Source organism: Pantoea sp. nfd-35 (genome assembly GCF_056892255.1).
Genome location: NZ_CP122403.1, coordinates 1,110,094 through 1,127,836, shown reverse-complemented (window position 1 = coordinate 1,127,836; position 17,743 = coordinate 1,110,094). Strand labels below are relative to the sequence as shown.

The following is a 17,743-nucleotide window of genomic DNA, read 5'->3' as shown; positions in this document are numbered from 1 at the left end:
TCATCCCCTCCCCTGAGGCGCTCCGGCGCCTTTACCTTTTCCTGTTAAGCCTTATTCCGCCATGTCATCGGCTACAAAAAAAGCGCCCGCAGGCGCTTTACTGGTTTTTCAGGTTGAACCCACTATTTGCTTGCCGGTGACAGACTCTGATCAACCTCGATTTTTGCGGCGCTTTTGCGGCCCATGATCAGCACCGCGATACCGCCCGCCGCGCAGAGTACCGCCAGTGGCACCATCGCCAGCGCATGGCTGCCAGTTTGCTCATTGATAATGCCGTAGACGTTGACCATCAGGCCACCACCAATCAAATTCGCCATTGCGCCGATAGCCGCTAAGCCCGCCGCTGCGGTGGTAGAAGACATCCAGCCGGACGCCAGCGCCCAGAACGGGCCTTTCATGGAGTAAGCACCAATCAGAACCAGCGACAGAATCACCACGCTTCCCGCCAGCGACTGCGTAAGGAAGGCAGAGAGTAGCCCACCCGCGATCAGGAAAAGCGTTAACGCGGTATGCCAGCGGCGTTCGCCCGTGCGGTCAGAGCTTCGTCCCCAGACAATCATCAACACCGACGCCAGGCCATAAGGAATCGCGTTGACCAGCCCGGTGGTGAAGTTGTCGAGTCCAAACGACTTAAGCAACTGCGGCGACCAGACGCTCAATGTAGAACCGGCAGCCGAAGCCCCTGCGTAAATCAGCGCCATCACCCAGATATGTTTATGCCGCAGAAGCTGCCACAACGAAATATGACCAATCACTTTACGTTTTGCGTTCTCTTCAGCCAGCGTGGTGCTGAGCCAGTTGCGCTGATCTTCGGTTAACCAGGTCGCATTTTCAGGGCGATTGCTTAACAGGAAAAAGGCGGCGACGCCTAAAAGCACGGCTGGAATGCCTTCTAAAATAAACAGCCAGTGCCAGCCGCGTAACCCGAACCAGCCATCCAGCGAGAGTATTGCGCCCGAGATCGGTGAACCAATGAAGTTTGCCGCCGGAATGGCCACCATAAACGTCGCGATGACGCGGGCGCGGTACTTACCGGGGATCCAGTAGGTCAAATACAGGATAACGCCGGGAAAAAAACCCGCCTCGGCAGCACCCAGCAAGAAGCGCAGGAAATAGAGCATTTCAGCGCTTGAAACAAAGGCGGTGCAGACGGATACGATGCCCCACGTCACCATAATGCGAGATATCCAAATCTTTGCGCCAATCTTTTGCATCGCTAAGTTGCTGGGCACTTCAAACAGAAAATAGCCGACAAAAAACAGACTGCTTGCCAGACCAAATACCGCTTTGGACAGGCCGAGATCCTCGTTCATTTGCAACGCCGCCATTCCGATGTTGCCCCGGTCAATGATAGCGATCAGATAGCAGACGATCAGGAAGGGAAGGATCCGTCTTATCACGCGTTTTACGGTCTGCTGTTCGATATCGGAGGTTAATGCGCCATTCGGCATCTTTTCAGACATGGTGTTCCTCGCAGAATTGTCATGGTTTTACGCCTGGATACATCGCTTGTTTTACTCTGTAAAACCTTGGTGTACAAAGTACACTCATTATCTGGTCAAACTTTTTCCGCCGCAGGTAAATGTTATGAGGTTGTGTTATTTGTCACAAAAAGGTATCAGCATAAGCGGCGATATGTGACGCTGGAGGAGTTTTTACGCGTTGAAACGGGAGCGATGTTGGGGAAATGCGACAGTCAAAATATCAGCAGAGACCGGCAAGGCTGGCGTTAGGCAGAGTCGCCTGATGGATGATGTGGCAGCGTCGGCTGCCGACGAGACAGAGGACAGGAAATCAGGTTTTGCCTGCCGCAGCAGTAACAATTTAAAAAAGGCATCTTATCAGTTTCATTTTGCGCCTTAATACACCGCCACTAAAAACGTGATGTCGCGCGAAGGTCTCTTCATGTTTTCACTGCACGCGAGCGCAGACAGGCGAAAATACACCCAGGATAAGGCGCGAATCGATGACCTGACCGACACTGACAGCGTTTTGTGTTGAGAGCGCCTTCAGTGCACACGTCGAACGTGCCTGGTCAACGCATTCACGGTCATCCGGCAATCACCCGACAGCTGGATTATCCTCCACGCGCCGCCATTTGCTTTCAGGTGACAGCACTCCGTTCAGAGGCGCAGGTCTTCACTGATAACAGGTTTCGCGATATTCAAAACAGTGTTAAACATCAGGTATTCCGAGATTCACGCTATTACTATCGCGAGGAAAAAAATTCGCACCCTAACGATTAAAAATGCCTGATAAATAATAATGTGAAATATATTAAAGGGTAACAAAGCCCTGCAAATAACCAATCGGCATTGCATAAAACCCCTGTGGCTGATAAGAAATGAAAAAAAACGGAGGGATGATTCAACAATGAAATATAACGCTTTGATAGCGGCCCTGCTTATTACGATCAGTGCACCCTCTTTGGCTGCTATCAACAGAGTCGTTGACGGCAAACGCCCGCCAAATACGGTTAAATCCGTAAAGGTGTTTTTTACCGGCGTGGTCACGCTTAATAAGGTGATGTCGCTTTCATCCGTGCTCGATGAGATCGGTCAGAATTATAAATCAGCCACGCAGGTGCTGCTCTATATCAGCAGCCCCGGTGGTGACATTGATGCCGGGAAAATTGGTTATCAGGTCGTTAAAAACTCCCCCATTCCCGTTACGACCGTGAACGCCTCCTCCGTCGAGTCCTCGGCGACGATGATCTACTGCGGCGCACAAAAGAGGCAGGTTATGGGTGACAGCATTTTCTTACTGCATGCGCCAACCGTTGGAAACGCGCCGCGTAGCAATGTCAGTGAAAATATGCTGGACGAGAAAACCGAATTTACCAGCAGATACCGGAACGTGATAAAAACGATTTATCAGTCCTGCACCCACCTCACTGACGAGCAGATTGAAAAGATCACCTACAGTGAAGATAACCATAAGCTGCTGGACAACAAGCAGGCATTAGCCACGGGCATCGCCACAGGCGAAATGACCGATTTTCAGACTGCTGATGCCGCGTATTATTTTCATGATAATGACTAAAGGATGATGAAGAGGGGCAGAGCCTGCAAGTCAGACGAGGTTCGAGCCGTTGGATGATAACACCGCTCACTTACCCGTGCTGTGCAGGGGGTTTTGTTGAAAAGGGTGCACAGCGTATGCACCCTTTTTTGACCGACGACAAGCAGGTTTTCGCCTCTTATGACAAGGCTTACATGCCCACTTTATCTATCTGTCACCACTCAACACAGATTTTGCCCAGATGCGAGCCGCTCTGCTGCCAGGCGAAGGCCTCGGCAATATCGTCATATTTAAACGTCCGGTCAATAACCGGCTTCTGGTTCATGCTTTCCAGCGCCTTCACGTAGTCAATCTGGTCCTGACGACTGGCAACGATCACGCCTTTAATGGTGACCTGCTTCGCCAGAACAGACAGAATGGAGAGCGTTGCTTCATCGCCGGAAATGATACCGATTTGGGTGATGTGCCCACCGATTTTGACCGCTTTCAGTGACTCGCCCAGCGTCGCCGGGCCGCCCACCTCAACAACATGATCCACGCCCACGCCGTTGGTCAGTGCGAGGACGCTATCGCCCCAGTTCGGAGTGGTGCGGTAGTTGATGGTTTCATCGGCACCCAACGCTTTAACGTGCTTAAGCTTTTCATCTGATGAGGATGTGGCGATCACTTTCGCGCCCATCGCTTTGGCGATCTGCAGGGCGGCCATGGACACGCCGCCCGTTCCCTGCACCAGCACCGTGTCGTTGGCCTGCAGTTTGCCTTCAGTGATCAGGGCGCGCCAGGCTGTCAGGCCAGATGTGGTGATCGTGGCCGACTCGGTGTGCGTCCAGCCTTTCGGGGCATGGGTAAAGGCATTCTCCGAACGCACGACATACTCACTGGCCATGCCATCAATGCCGTCGCCCGGCGTATGGGCAAAGCCTCCCACTTCTGCGGAAGGTTTGCCGGACAGCCAGACGGGAAAGAAGGTTGACACAACGCTGTCGCCCACGCGGAAATCCTTAACGCCTTCGCCAATGGCTTCTACCACGCCTGCGCCATCAGACAGCAGGATGCGGCCATCTTCGGTTGGAAACTGCCCGGTAGCGACAATCAGATCGTGAAAATTCAGGGAGCCGGCTTTGATAGCGACCCGAATCTCACCTTTGCCCGGTTGGCCCGGATCGGCGATGTCCGACACATGGATATTGTTGAGTCCGCCTGGTGCTTTAAGGGTAAGTGCTTTCATGCTTTTCTCCGTTAAAAGAGGGATGTCTTAATCAGCAGTTGCTAAACATAGACCATATGTGCATTTTATTAAATACGGTCATTTAGGTGATATAGGTACATTTTGGATACTGTAAAAAACCCAAGATATGAAAATTACGATGCGGTGGCCTGCCCGGTTGAAGCCACGCTGGAACTGATTGGCGGCAAGGGTAAAGGGATGATTCTTTACCACCTGCAAAACGAAACGCTGCGGTTTAATGCGCTAAGAAGACGGCTGGGTGATATCACGCCGCGGGTACTCACGCGGCAACTTCGGGAACTGGAAAACGTCGGGTTAATTCATCGCGAAGTGTATGCTGAAGTTCCGCCGAAGGTGGAGTACAGCATGACCGAAGAAGGCGCTTCGCTTGCGCCCTTGCTTGGGCTGTTAAAGCAGTGGGGAGAGCAACACGCGCTGGCCTTATTAGGCAAAAAAAACCCCGCCGTTGTGCCGGAAACGTCCGAGGCTGAAGCACAATGAATGGCCGTGCGCGGTGCCCCCAAAACCTGTTATGACTGATCCTGGACAGGTTCCTCCGCAGGATATCATGGGGAGGAACCTGAAACGCAGGTGGTGAGGTTCAGTCGTTCAGTACGTTTCCATCTGCCACATCACAAGGTGGCCCGCAGCAACCGATGACCGGTTTTCTGTGCTGTCTCGCCATTGCTTATTTCTCAAGCACAGAAGCAACCGACTCACAGTTCACCGGCATCCTGTGCTCTGCCACGGAGACAACACAAAATCCGGCCGCATCTTTACTGTAATGTGCCGCCACACTGAAACGATTGTAGCGTTTAATCTCCTCAACCGGCGGGATTGAGCCAGGCACACCACCCACAGCGGTTTGCAAGCCTACCGTCCAGGGCTGGGTAAACAGATTGTCGTTAACGCTAACCGGCCCGTCGGTCGGTACACCTCGAATATAAACACTGCCTCGGTTTGACGTCCCGTAGCGGCCATAATCAAACAGATTATTGTTTATGATGATTTTTTTCCCGCCGTGGCCCTGCGCGCCCTTGTGCATATCAAACTGATGGTAAGCGCCCCGTGCTCCGCCATTGAGCACAAGGTTGTTATAAGCGTGATAGCCCTCACCGTCATCGCCTTTTCCGGCAATAGCATGACGATTAGCGTTAAAGGTATTGCAGTAGATATCGGCCTGGGCATGGCCATTTTGTACCACCACACCGTAGCCCAGTTGGGTACGGATATTATCGTGGATAACGTTGTGATGAATTTTATTGTCGATGGACGTTTTTACGCTAATCCCGGCCCACGGCCAGTGATAAATCTCATTGTTGTCGATATCAATATGATCGGTGCCGGGTAAAAACTGGATGCCAATCGTTTTATTCGGCGTGTCCGGTTGTCCAGAGGGGCCTTCAATACGCAGCCCGGTTATCCTTGCTTTAGCCTCAACAACATACACAGGATATTGATTAAGTCCGTCATTGAGCCATGGCGTTTGTAATAAAGCGCCCCGACTGCCTTTTTCACCACGATTGCTAAAAAGCGTCTGCCCGGCTTTAATGCGCAATGCCTGTGGCTGATTCGGCACCGTGATGGTGACATCACCCGGAACATAGATGAAGGGATGATTGCTGTCGACAGCCTGTTTCAACGCATCGAAAGTGCGGACAGTAACATAGTGGGCGACGTTATCCGGCGTAAGACGATCCTGATACTGCGCCCCACCTCCAATGACATCGCAACTGCCCACCGCGCTAATGGCAGAGCCGGATATCAGTAACAGGCCCGCTATGGCTATTTTCATTTTGGTCATCTCCTGTCGACGCCCGATACTGGCCAGGCTGTCATGTACGCCGTTTTGCAGGGCAGCGATCGCCCTGCCATGCTTTATTCAATGGTGCTGTCTACGACCTCCTGCGCTTGTGCAAACAGTTGCTCATAATGCGAGTGGCTGTCATCAATCGTCTCCTCAACACCCAAGGTGTTATAGAGGAAATGAACCTCCACGTCACCGATCGCCAGATAGCCCGTAACGCCCATCATGTAATCCGTGATGTTTTTCTCCCAGCCATATTTAATAAAGGTTTGCTGAGAACCGCCGACCAGCGCCAGCCAGCGTACTTTTTTATCTTTTAACGCGCTGTTTTCACCGTAGGCCAGACCGTAGTTCCACACGCGTTCCAGATAGCCTTTGAGCATGGCGGGATAGCTGTACCACCACAGCGGAAAGACAAAAATGATCGCATCACGATCGTCAAGCTCACTGAACAGACGATGCACCTCCGGTGAGTAGCGCTTAGCCGGATTTTGCCACTCGGGTTCGTCCTCTTCCCGCATCGCCGGATCAAAGCCACTGCGGTAGAGATCCAGCGTCTTAACATGTGCGCCCCCCTGCTCCGCCCGGTGGCGCAGGCTTTCCACCATCTGTGCGGTGAGTGAATCGGCACGGGGATGTGACCAGACGATATACAGGTTTGTTGATTTCATCTTTCACCTCATCTTGTGTTGAGGCATTCACATTACGCTCGCCACATTAGTGTGTGAAACGTATGATTTGAGATGGGTTAATGAGAGATTTTCACCAATGAAACTGAACGTCTATGACTTTGCGACCTTTATCGCGGTTTCACGCCACAAAAGTTTTCGCGCGGCCGGTGACGAGCTTGGCCTGTCGCCCTCGGCGGTCAGCCACGCAATAAAGCAACTTGAGCAGCGGCTGAAAATCCGGCTGTTCAATCGCACAACGCGTAGCGTTGCCCTGACAGAAGCCGGAGCAAATCTGTATGAGCGTTTGCGCCCGGCCTTTGATGAAATCAATGTGATACTTGATGAGGCTAACTGTTTTCGTCAGACGCCCATGGGCTCGCTAAAAATTAACTCATCGCGTCTTGCCTCGCGCATGGTGTTAATCCCACTGGTGGCAACATTCAGTCGGCTTTATCCGGATATCCGTGTGGAAATCACAACGGAAGACCGGCTGGTCGATATCGTGAAAGAGGGATTTGACGCGGGTATTCGCCTCAGCAGCAGGCTTGAAAAAGATATGATCGCGCTTCCCGTTGGGCCCAAAATCAGGTTGGTTGTGGTGGCAACCCCGGACTATTTCGCCCGCCATGCACCGCCTGAGCACCCGCGTGACATCATGAATCATCAGTGCGTGATGTTTCGTCACGGTAGCGGTCGCATTTATCAATGGGAATTCAACGGCCCGGAAGGCAGGCTTGAGATACTTCCGGCCGGTAATATCCTGCTGGACGATATGGACGCTCAACGTGATGCCGTGCTGTGCGGTGTCGGACTGGGCTACCTCTATCACGAACAGGTAAAAGATGAACTGGCAGCTGGCCGTCTGGTTCCGGTACTGGAAGCGTGGTTACCAGAGCAGCCCAGCCTGCAGTTTTACTATCCTAATCGCCACTATATGTCATCGGCGTTAAGGGCATTTATTGACCACATCAAAGCCGCTTCGCCAGCCGCGGTTAGCTGTTAAGATCGTACTCTTTCAACTTACGCCACAGGGTGGTCAGGCTGATGCCAAGGATGGCTGCCGCCCTGACCTTATCCCCTTGAGTTTGGGTGATGATACGCGTGATAATTATCACGAATAAAAAATGGGAGCTTTTCAAAAAGAAAAGAGAGATTGATTAACCATTTCATTCTGAAAGTGAAGATGTGAGGCAGTTAACGGTGAATGGATATTGAGAAACTCAACAGTTTTGCTGAGGACGCAGATCCGGGAAGATAAACGCGGTTAACAAATACTTGTGATAAACATATCCACTTTTTTAAACACCTCGTTCTTATTAAACACTATTTTAACAGAGTGCAATAGAGACGCTGTACATTATCAACCCGTCTCTTAGGGTAAGATCTCACCTTCCGTGTCAATAAATGCAAAACCTTTAATTACGTAAAAACACTTCCCTCATCTTTATTCTTTTATTAATGAAGTTATAAAAAACAGAGCACGTCAGAAAAAACAATTAACAAATAAGTCATAATAAGAACAAAAGAAAGAACCCATAAAAAACAACGGATAATTCCAAAAATAGCAACAACGAAAAGATAAAAGCAATAATTTTAAGACAAACAGAAAACACACCAGCCCTTCTATTTAGACGCAGATCATACAAACACAAACAAATCGAAATGGCAGGAAACTTATTATTGAATTCATACCGCATTGTCATTTAAAAATAGTGAGCCATTTAAGCGCGCCTCATCCATCAGTGGCTCTGGTTAATATAAAATAAAACTACAGGATTTCTCTCATGAAACTTAAATTAGTTGCAGTGGCAGTAACTACATTGTTAGCAGCAGGTGTAACAAATGCTGCAGAAATCTATAACAAAGACGGTAATAAATTAGATCTCTACGGTAAAATGCAGGGTTTGCACTATTTCACCAGTGATAAAGGTGAGCGTGGTGATAATTCATATGCTCGCCTCGGTGTAAAAGGGGAAACGCAGATCACCGACCAACTGACCGGATTTGGCCAGTGGGAATACAACATGCAGGCGAACCGCGATGAAAAATCTGAGAGCCAGTCATGGACGCGCTTAGGCTTCGCGGGGCTCAAATACGGTGACTATGGTTCGTTCAACTACGGCCGTAACTACGGCGTGGTTTACGATGTTACCTCCTGGACCGACGTGTTGCCGGAGTTTGGCGGCGACACCTATGGCTCCGATAATTTTATGCAACAACGTGCCAATGGCCTGGCGACCTACCGTAATACCGACTTCTTTGGCCTGGTATCCGGACTTAACTTTGCCTTACAGTATCAAGGCAGAAACGGCGGTGCTGATGGTGAAGGCAACAGTGTGACGAATAATAACCGTAATGCTGCGAAGCAAAACGGCGACGGCTACGGTGCAGCAGTGACCTATGCCTCTCCTCTGGGCATCAATGCCGGTGTGGCCTATTCTCATTCCAAACGCACACTGGACCAGAACGGTCTGGCATTGGGTGAGGGTGATAATGCCGAAACGTATTCAGCCGCGCTGAAATACGATGCCAATGCCGTTTATCTGGCGGCACAATATACCCAAACCTACAATGCCACACGCGTTGGTAATGGCAACCCAGGCTTCGCCAACAAAGCACAGAATTTCGAAGTCGTTGCGCAGTATCAGTTCGACTTTGGTCTGCGCCCCAGCATCGCTTATCTGCAATCAAAAGGGAAAGATCTTGAAGGCTTTGGCGACCGGGATTTAGTGAAATATGTTGATTTAGGTGCGGCCTATTACTTCAACAAAAATATGTCAGCCATCATCGATTATAAAATCAACCTGCTGGATGAAACCGACTTCACTCAGGCAGCGGGCATTTCAACTGACAATATTCTGGCCGTCGGCCTGGTTTATCAATTCTAATTCCGACGCACTCGTGTTAAGCCAGCTCTCAGAGCTGGCTTTTTTATCACCCGCATATTTACCGCTCTGGGGTACAAGGATGGTTTTGACAACATTTACCGGGCGTTGCCTTTGTGGTGAGTGTCAGTTCGCCGTCGAGATCGATGAACTGAACGTGCATGCCTGTCATTGCACGTTGTGTCAAAAATGGTCAGGCGGGATTGCCATGTACATGGAAGCGGCCAGTGCGCCAGCATTACTCAGGCAGTCAGCCTCGCCCTCATGTTTCACCTCGTCTTTACAGGGTAAACGCTATTTTTGCCCCGGCTGTGGTTCTCCAATGTGGTTGTTGTTGACTGACAGCCAACGCTACTTTATTCCCTGGACACAGCTTGACCTGACTGAAGATGTGCAGCGCCGTCTGGTGCTGGCCGCTGAAATCTACACCGAGACTCAGCCTGCCTTCTGGCGCCTTACAGGGCAATATGCCCGCTTTAGTGGCAAAGCGTTCGAAGCCAGAATGCCGCACCGCTAATCGGTTTCCTCAGCCATCCCTCATGCACTGACGCCAGCGGCGCAGTCACGTCACGTCACGTCACAGCAGTAAAGATCATCACGCCATCTTAACGACCTAATACGCTATCTGACCCGACAAGCGGACGAATGGCTATGTTGCCCTCGCCCGGCCTGATTCAGAGGCGCTTAGCGCTGCTTCGGTTTTAGTTTTTCGACCGCCTTCATCACTGAAAAATAGAACAGGGGTACAAAGAATATGGCCAGCAGCGTGCCGCTGATCATCCCACCAAATACGCCACTGCCGATCGCCTGCTGCGTTCTGGCACTTGCTCCGCTAGCCAGCATCAAAGGTACCACGCCCAGGGTAAAGGCCAGCGACGTCATCAGGATCGGGCGTAAACGCATCCGCGAGGCTTCCAGCGTTGCCTCAACCAGCCCTTTGCCGCCTTCGTGCATCTGTTTAGCAAATTCGACAATCAGAATGGCATTTTTTGCCGACAGTCCAATAATCGTAATCATGCCAACTTTGAAGAATACGTCGTTCTGCATATCCATCAGGCTGACGGCAATGACCGCGCCCAGCAGGCCAAGCGGCACGACCAGCATAACGGAGACCGGCACTGACCAGCTTTCATAAAGCGCCGCCAGCACCAGGAACACCACCAGCATGGACAGCACCATCAGCATAGGCGCTTCAGAGGCCGATTGCTGCTCCTGTAACGAGCCACCTGTCCACTCTATTGCAAAGCCTTCTGGCAGCTGTTTCGCCAGCCGGCTCATCTCGTTCAGCGCATCGCCACTTGAATAGCCGTGTGCGGGATTGCCGGTTATCTTGATTGACTGATAACCCTGATAACGAACCAGCTGCAACGGGGAGGTTTCCCACTCCGCATGAACAAACTCAGCGAGCGGTGCCATTCCGCCGGACGCATTGCGCACGTATAACCTGAGAATATCCTCGGGTTGCATACGATATTTCGCATCGGCCTGAATGATGACCTGCTGCATACGATCGCTGTTGGGAAAATCATTGACGTAAAGCGAACCTATCGCGCCGGAAAGCGTCTGGCTGATCTCATCAAAAGCCACGCCCATCGCAAAGGCTTTTTGTCGATCGATATTAAGCCGGATCATCTGCCCATCGGGTAAGCCGTCAACGTACACATCCCGGACGACAGAACTTTTCGCCGCAAGCGCCAGTAACTGCTCCTCCGCCTTCTTCAGCGCCGCATAGCCTTTGCCGCCGCGATCCTGCAGGCGCAACGTAAAGCCCGATGAGTTCCCCAGCTCGTCAATAGCCGGGGGGATCAGATTAAAGGTTTCCGCTTCAGGATTCGCTGACATCACTTTCTGCGCGCGCGCGGCTTCAGAAAAGGCGGTGGCCCCCTGACGATCTTCCCATCCTTTTAAGGTGGTGAAAGCCATGGCGGAGTTAGGCCCGGAACCCGCAAAGCTGAACCCCATTATCGCGATAGTTGACTGCATCGCCGGGCTTGAAAGCACCTGCTGTTCAAAAGCTTTTACCACGTTCAGCGTGCGTTCGCTGGTCGCGTCCGAGGGGAGCTGAATGGAGGTCATAAAGTAGCCCTGATCCTCCTCCGGCAGAAACGAAGACGGCAGGTTTTTTATCGCCAGAAAGAACAGCAGGCACAGCGCCGCATAAACCGCTAACGCACCGCCTACCCGTTTTAATAAACGGCTTACGCCCTGGCCGTAAAGGTAAGTCATTGCTGCAAACTTATGGTTGAACCAGCCAAAGAAGCCCTTTTTCTGATGAGCATGCCGATCAACAGGTTTTAACAGCGTGGCACACAGCGCCGGCGTCAGGCTGAGCGCCAGGAAGGCGGAGATCAGGATAGAAACCGCCATTGAGAGCGTAAACTGCCGGTATATCGCCCCAACGGAACCACTGGCCATCGCCATCGGGATAAAGACCGCGCTGAGGACCAGCGTAATCCCGATGACCGCACCGGTAATCTCCTTCATCGCCTTTTGCGTTGCCGCTTTCGGGCCCAGCCCCTCTTCCGTCATGATTCGTTCGACGTTTTCCACCACCACTATCGCATCGTCAACGATGATTCCAATCGCCAGCACCATACCGAACATGGTTAATACGTTGACCGAGAATCCCGCCAGCAGCATCACGGTAAAGGTGCCCAGCAGCGCAATCGGCGCAACAATCGCCGGGATAAAGGTATAGCGAACATTCTGTAAGAACAGATACATCACAAGGAAGACCAGTATCATGGCTTCGATAAAGGTATGAATGACCTTCTCAATCGAGATCTTCACGAAGGGCGTCGTATCAAACGGAATGCTGTAAGCCATTCCCTCTGGCATAGCCTGACGCAGCTCGTTCAGACGGAGTTTGATCCGCTCTGCGGTTTTAACCGCATTGGCGCCTGGCGAAAGCTGAATCGCTGCCGCGGTAGAGACGCGTCCGTTTTCACGGGTGGCAAAACTGTAGGTTTGCGATCCGAGCTCAACCCGCGCCACGTCGCTCAGCACCACGCGAGATCCATCCGGATTGGCGCGCAGGGTAATACTGGCGAATTCCTGGGGTGAACCAAGCTGGCCTTTGACCAGTAGCGGATAGCTGACCTGCTGGCCAGCAACCGCCGGTGCGTCACCGGTCCGTCCGGGCGCGATCTGGGTATTTTCCGTGTTGATTGCCCGACTGATATCGCTGACGGTCAGGCGATACTGGCTAAGCTTGACCGGATCGACCCAGATCCGCATCGCTTTCTCTGCGCCAAACAGCTGCACGCGACCCACGCCTTCAATACGGCGAAGCTCTTCCGTGATATTGCGTGAAAAGTAGTCGCTCAGATCGGCCTCAGTGAGTTTGCCATCTTTAGACGTCAGCCCGACGATCATCAAAAAGTTAGCGCCCGAGGCCTCAACGCTCAGGCCATTCTGCCGCACGACCTGGGGCAAGCGCGGCTCAATCACTTTGATACGGTTTTGCACATCAACCTGAGCCAGCTCAGGATCGGTGCCGGGCGCAAAAGTCACCGTAATGGATGCCATACCGCTGGTATCGCTGGACGATTCGTAATACAGCACGTGCTTTGCCGATGAAAGCTCACGCTCAATCAGCGCCACCACGCTGTTGTTCATGGTTTCCGGCGTTGATCCTGGATATGAGGCGGTGATGCTGATCGTCGGCGGTGCCACCGAGGGATAAAGCGCTACGGGTAATTTTGGAATGGAGAGCAGGCCAAACAAAATAATAAAAACGGCAATAACCCAGGCAAATACCGGTCGATTAATAAAAAACTGAGGCATGATTTACCCTGACTGAATATAAAAAAGATGAGGGCAGAAAACCGTCACCTGTTACGCTGTAAGCCACACACGTGTGAGTGCTTTTTAAAGTAAGACGCCAGTCTGTCAATTCATCGTGGTGGTAACTGGCTTGTTTGCTGTGTGCATTTACGCCTCCTTTAGTCGGCGCAGCGCGGCCTTATACAGGAGCCGGGTTACGCGCCCGCCCCGGCAGGCCAGTGCATTGGTGGTGACCGCCTCCCAGAACGGCGTCTGGGCGGTTCGCTCATGGCGATTAATCTTTTTCACAGGCCGATACATCGTCGCGATCACGCTTCTCCCCTTAACGCTTAACGCTTGCTGTAGCGGTGTGACGCCGGAAGGATGCAAACCGGTGGTGAACAGCAGCAAAAATAAAAAGCAAAAACCGGACCTCACTAAATTACGCGGCGTCATCACGAATACTCTCCAATAATGCGCATTATTCCGGAGTGTACCCGCCTGACAATGACCTATTATGTAAAGTTTATGGAGAGAGTATGGATCGGTAAAAATAAAAAAACGTCGCACACAGCGCAATATATTCGATAGACAATTTAAAAGCGCAGGACATAATATATGCTGAACTTTGACAGGGACAGAGATTATCAGGGCACAAAATTACAAGGTATTCTCCTTTATTTTATCCCGGGAAAGGGTTTGAGATGAAAATAGCTGAAAGTGAACGCGTCTTCATCAGGCGTTTTTTGCAACAGGATGCTCAGGGCCTGTTAAATTATTTATCCGCGCCTTATCCGGCCTGCTTTTTCGATGAGAAACTGGCCGATCTTGAGGCCGCCGTCAAGGAGGCGCGGAAAAGGAGCATTGACGCCACGCAGTTTGCCCTGTGTCTGCAACAGACAGGCGAATTAATCGGTCATCTTTTTGCCTGTGATGACGAAGAACCGGATGCCCGTACCCGGAACGTGGGATGGTATCTGAATCCTGCCTATCAAGGCCATGGCTATGCTCAGGAAGCCGCAATCTGCCTGTTTAATTATTTATTTCGGATAAAAAATGTCAGGCGGATTTATGCCTATGTCGCCGATGACAACGCGGGTTCGCAGCGATTATGTCAGCGTTTGGGGATGCGGCTGGAAGGATGCTTTAAAGAGCATGTGTCATTCACGGATCACAATGGCATCGCGATTTATGAAAATACGCAGATTTACGCCATCCTGCAAAGAGAGTGGTGCATCAGCTAACAGGCGTTCCATGCTTTCTGTCGCCGCGTGACGTTGCTTTTCTTTTGGCTAAGGTCTGATTGTGGGTTTCATGCTGTGCGCAGTGCTTTTGCTGGTCTGCCTGTCATGACAGGCGTAATGTTCCTGATGATAGGACGCGCTTCTCCTCCGGCTGTGCTGCCCCATCATCCGCAACAGGTGTTTTTAATTTTGAGGGCGTTATGAGCAACGACAATCTAATCCTTGTGGCTGAGGATGACTTTGAAATCTCTGATATATTAATGAGTTATATCAAACGCGCCGGAATGAAAGCGGTACATGCGGCAGAGGGGGAAAGCGCTCTGGCCTTAATTAAAACCTTACAGCCTGACCTGGTGCTGCTGGATATCCAGTTGCCGCTAATCGATGGCTGGAATGTGCTTTCAACGTTGCGTAAAGAAAGCAACACGCCGGTGATCATGGTGACCGCGCTGGATCAGGATATTGATAAGCTGATGGGGCTTCGCCTGGGTGCCGATGACTATATCGTTAAACCCTTTAATCCTTCGGAAGTGGTCGCCCGTATTGAGGCCGTGCTGCGCAGAGCAAAAAATCAGGCTGTCCCTCAATCCCTGATCAGAACCCGCTTTATGACCATCTACACCGATGAGTTCTGTGTGGAGATCCACAGCGGTGGACAGACGTTTACGCCGGTGCTGACCACCACAGAATTCAAGCTTCTGACGCACATGGCAAAATATCCCCGTAAGGTCTTCAGCCGTGAAGAGCTGCTCAATGCCTGCCTGCCCGAAAGCGACACGCTCGACAGAACCGTAGACAGCCACATGAGTAAGTTGCGTAAAAAATTTGAAGGCTGTGGCTTAAACGGCGTACCGGAAAGCATTCGTGGGATAGGCTATCGGCTGGGTGAACAGAAGTGAATAAAGATAAAGCGCTCAGTCGGCAAATTCTTCTGTTTATGCTGTCCCTGACGTTCACCATCATTATTGTGGCCGTGGTCGGTTCCTATCTGTTTTACAGCTTCATTATTGAAAACTTCCCCGGCGGTTTGTCCGCCAGCAACAGTGAAAGCATGACGGTCTTTGACTGGGTCTGGATCGCTATCAGCTCGATAATCAGCTTCCTGATTGCATTACTGTTTGCTTTCAAACTCTCCGCCAAGATACTGAATCCCCTGAGTTCCGTTGCCACCAGTTTGCGCCGGATTTCTCAGGGCGATTTGAGCGCCCGCGCCGCAAACAGTCAGAGCAGCCTGGGGGAGGTGAATACGTTAGTCAGGGACTTTAACGAAATGGCGGAAAAGCTGCAGACGCTGGACAACCAAAGAAAGTCCTGGAATGCGGCGATCGCCCATGAACTCAGAACGCCGGTCACGATTTTACGCGGCAGGCTGCAGGGGCTGGTTGAAGAGGTGTTTGAACCCGATCCGCCGTTGTTCAAAAGCCTGCTGCGGCAGACAGAAGGATTATCACGGCTTATCGACGATTTGCGCGTCGTGGGAGCGGCAGAAGGCGGATCCTTTACGCTGGATGTGAAAGCCGTGGCAATGAGCGACGTGCTGGAAAACGTTGGCGCATCGTTTTGTCACCCGTTTCGGGAGCAGGGATTTAACCTCATCATTGAGCAAAATAATGCCGTTACTCGGTGTGATCCGCTGCGCATTATTCAGTGCCTGACCATTTTATTTGATAACGCGCTTAATTACGCCACACCGGGCATCGTCAGGGTCCGAAGCGGATATCGGGACAACCTGTTTTTTATTGAGGTGGAAGATATGGGGCCGGGCGTGCCCGACGATTTCCAGCGTCATATGTTTGAGCCGTTTCAACGCGGCGCCGCAGGTCGTGCGATAAACCCGGAGGGATGCGGGCTGGGTTTATCCGTTGCGAAGGCGATTATGCAGGCTCATGGGGGCGATATTCGTTACCGCACATCATCCCAGGGCGGCTCCCTTTTTTTACTGCGCTGGCCTGACGCTGACTAGCGCAAGTCTACCTCTGGGCTTGAAGGCAGGCGGAAGGTTTTATGGTACGCCTGCTGTTGCCACATCGCGCCAAGTATCGCGTCCCATTCCTGGGGAATGATTTTGAGCTTACCGCGCTGTGGCGTAAGCGTGATCTCGCTGAAGTACAGGCTGTCGTCCTTCAGCATTAAATCGACCCGGCAATAGTCGATATCTTTTGCCAGCGCCTGCGCAGCAGAGAGGGCGCGATAAAACAGCGCCGGTTCCGGTATAAAAACAGGATGATGGGGATAGGCTATCTGGAAGGGCTGCAGTTCCCATTTTCTGTTGTACACATTCACGTACTCCCTGCCCTGTTCATCAGTAAAGTCGGCTTCGATAATGCTCGCATTGCCGTCGAAGCAGTGAATACGCAACATCTCGGGCGTAGTGCTTCTGTCCCTTCCCTCAAACAGTTCAATATATTCTTCACACAGAATGGTGGGCGTAATGTCTTTGTATTGCCACTCTCGCGTGCAGTAATACATGTTCTTTTTCAGGGCTAAATCCAGCGTTAATAAAGCAGACTGACTATCGAACGCCGTTTTGTCTTTGCAGATTATCGTGCTGCCACTGTCGTGATTGCACTTTAAAACGAAGGTATCGGGCAACGCGGCAAAATCAATCTCTTTGGTGCTTTTATAGGTCTTAATTAAGGGCGCGACCGTGACTTCATCCGTGCGGCTGGCAACGTAGTGACGGACAGCGAGCTTGTCTGCCAGCAGCGTATAAAGCGGCTTCCTGTCATAGAGCAGCCTGTAGCACATTTTTTCATTCAACGTGACAGGATGAATCAGATCCGGCTCTCTGTTTAACAACGGGCGCAGTCGTTGCGTATGGAAAAGTACGTCGCTAATTAAAAAACACCTGATGATTTTGAGCTTATATTCAACATATTTAGCGATATAGTTCAGCGTCTTCATCTTATCCTCCCCGAAAGTGGCAGGATGATAAGCAGAATAGATTGCTGGAGTTTGTGTGAATGATGGAGCAGAGATGGAGCCGCCAGCCCTAGCCGAAAACGTCGCTGGCGCTGCCGACGCGCCACGCCGGGGCAACGCAGACGCATTACCGCGTAACGCGCCCGCAACCCAGTCAGTCAGTCAGTCAGTCAGTCAGTCAGTCAGTCAGTCAGTCAGTC

Annotated in this window: 16 protein-coding genes; 8 read left to right on the top strand and 8 right to left on the bottom strand. The window is 51.5% G+C overall.

Going from position 1 to position 17,743, the window contains the following annotated elements:
- Positions 1-122 precede the first annotated feature (122 nt).
- The gene (locus P9J57_RS05385) at positions 123-1,463 is read right to left on the bottom strand and encodes an MFS transporter (protein ID WP_072138979.1); all 1,341 of its coding nucleotides are present in this window, start codon (positions 1,461-1,463) and stop codon (positions 123-125) included.
- 910 nt (positions 1,464-2,373) lie between these two features.
- Here P9J57_RS05385 and P9J57_RS05380 point away from each other — a divergent pair.
- Complete coding sequence (locus tag P9J57_RS05380) at positions 2,374-3,042, top strand: ATP-dependent Clp protease proteolytic subunit (RefSeq protein ID WP_483279414.1); 669 nt, start codon at positions 2,374-2,376, stop codon at positions 3,040-3,042.
- 193 nt (positions 3,043-3,235) lie between these two features.
- On the opposite strand, the gene P9J57_RS05375 is transcribed toward P9J57_RS05380, so the two are convergent.
- Positions 3,236-4,249, bottom strand: a complete 1,014-nt coding sequence (locus tag P9J57_RS05375; RefSeq protein WP_105083401.1) for a zinc-dependent alcohol dehydrogenase family protein — start codon at positions 4,247-4,249, stop codon at positions 3,236-3,238.
- A gap of 102 nt (positions 4,250-4,351) precedes the next feature.
- Between P9J57_RS05375 and P9J57_RS05370 the strand changes: the two genes are divergently transcribed.
- Positions 4,352-4,750, top strand: a complete 399-nt coding sequence (locus tag P9J57_RS05370) for a winged helix-turn-helix transcriptional regulator (RefSeq protein WP_105077895.1) — start codon at positions 4,352-4,354, stop codon at positions 4,748-4,750.
- A gap of 187 nt (positions 4,751-4,937) precedes the next feature.
- Here the strand turns inward: P9J57_RS05370 and P9J57_RS05365 are convergent, their stop codons facing one another.
- Together P9J57_RS05365 and P9J57_RS05360 are read right to left on the bottom strand one after the other, a co-directional pair.
- Positions 4,938-6,044, bottom strand: a complete 1,107-nt coding sequence (locus P9J57_RS05365) for a right-handed parallel beta-helix repeat-containing protein (RefSeq protein ID WP_246871713.1) — start codon at positions 6,042-6,044, stop codon at positions 4,938-4,940.
- An 83-nt stretch (positions 6,045-6,127) separates the two neighbouring features.
- Complete coding sequence (locus P9J57_RS05360; RefSeq protein ID WP_105083403.1) at positions 6,128-6,727, bottom strand: NAD(P)H oxidoreductase; 600 nt, start codon at positions 6,725-6,727, stop codon at positions 6,128-6,130.
- Positions 6,728-6,824: 97 nt separating this feature from the next.
- Between P9J57_RS05360 and P9J57_RS05355 the strand changes: the two genes are divergently transcribed.
- Positions 6,825-7,730 (top strand): LysR family transcriptional regulator, encoded by a 906-nt coding sequence (locus P9J57_RS05355; protein WP_105083404.1) that lies wholly within the window; start codon positions 6,825-6,827, stop codon positions 7,728-7,730.
- Here P9J57_RS05355 and P9J57_RS05350 read toward each other — a convergent pair.
- Positions 7,720-7,842: a helix-turn-helix domain-containing protein gene (locus P9J57_RS05350; protein WP_240758751.1), complete on the bottom strand. Its 123-nt coding sequence runs from the start codon at positions 7,840-7,842 to the stop codon at positions 7,720-7,722. The two genes, P9J57_RS05355 and P9J57_RS05350, sit on opposite strands and share 11 nt — an antisense overlap.
- Positions 7,843-8,511: 669 nt before the next feature.
- On the opposite strand from P9J57_RS05350, the gene ompC reads away from it, so the two are divergent.
- Together ompC and P9J57_RS05340 are read left to right on the top strand one after the other, a co-directional pair.
- Entirely contained in the window at positions 8,512-9,615 is a 1,104-nt protein-coding gene (ompC, locus tag P9J57_RS05345; protein ID WP_014605218.1) for a porin OmpC, read from the top strand.
- 85 nt (positions 9,616-9,700) lie between these two features.
- Positions 9,701-10,129, top strand: a complete 429-nt coding sequence (locus P9J57_RS05340; protein WP_026021031.1) for a GFA family protein — start codon at positions 9,701-9,703, stop codon at positions 10,127-10,129.
- Positions 10,130-10,296: 167 nt separating this feature from the next.
- On the opposite strand, the gene P9J57_RS05335 is transcribed toward P9J57_RS05340, so the two are convergent.
- A complete protein-coding gene (locus P9J57_RS05335) occupies positions 10,297-13,398 on the bottom strand; it encodes a multidrug efflux RND transporter permease subunit (RefSeq protein ID WP_483279413.1) in 3,102 nt (1,033 codons plus the stop codon).
- 147 nt (positions 13,399-13,545) lie between these two features.
- The gene (locus P9J57_RS05330) at positions 13,546-13,833 is read right to left on the bottom strand and encodes a hypothetical protein (protein ID WP_019106128.1); all 288 of its coding nucleotides are present in this window, start codon (positions 13,831-13,833) and stop codon (positions 13,546-13,548) included.
- 248 nt (positions 13,834-14,081) lie between these two features.
- On the opposite strand from P9J57_RS05330, the gene P9J57_RS05325 reads away from it, so the two are divergent.
- From P9J57_RS05325 to P9J57_RS05315, 3 genes are all read left to right on the top strand, one after another.
- On the top strand, positions 14,082-14,621 hold the full coding sequence (locus P9J57_RS05325) for a GNAT family N-acetyltransferase (RefSeq protein ID WP_116219801.1): 540 nt from the start codon (positions 14,082-14,084) through the stop codon (positions 14,619-14,621).
- A 200-nt stretch (positions 14,622-14,821) separates the two neighbouring features.
- Entirely contained in the window at positions 14,822-15,520 is a 699-nt protein-coding gene (locus P9J57_RS05320; RefSeq protein WP_014594389.1) for a response regulator, read from the top strand.
- The gene (locus P9J57_RS05315; RefSeq protein WP_483279412.1) at positions 15,517-16,584 is read left to right on the top strand and encodes an ATP-binding protein; all 1,068 of its coding nucleotides are present in this window, start codon (positions 15,517-15,519) and stop codon (positions 16,582-16,584) included. Before P9J57_RS05320 ends, P9J57_RS05315 begins: the two co-directional genes overlap by 4 nt.
- On the opposite strand, the gene P9J57_RS05310 is transcribed toward P9J57_RS05315, so the two are convergent.
- On the bottom strand, positions 16,581-17,525 hold the full coding sequence (locus P9J57_RS05310) for an ATP-grasp fold amidoligase family protein (RefSeq protein WP_483279411.1): 945 nt from the start codon (positions 17,523-17,525) through the stop codon (positions 16,581-16,583). The two genes, P9J57_RS05315 and P9J57_RS05310, sit on opposite strands and share 4 nt — an antisense overlap.
- Positions 17,526-17,743: the final 218 nt, after the last annotated feature.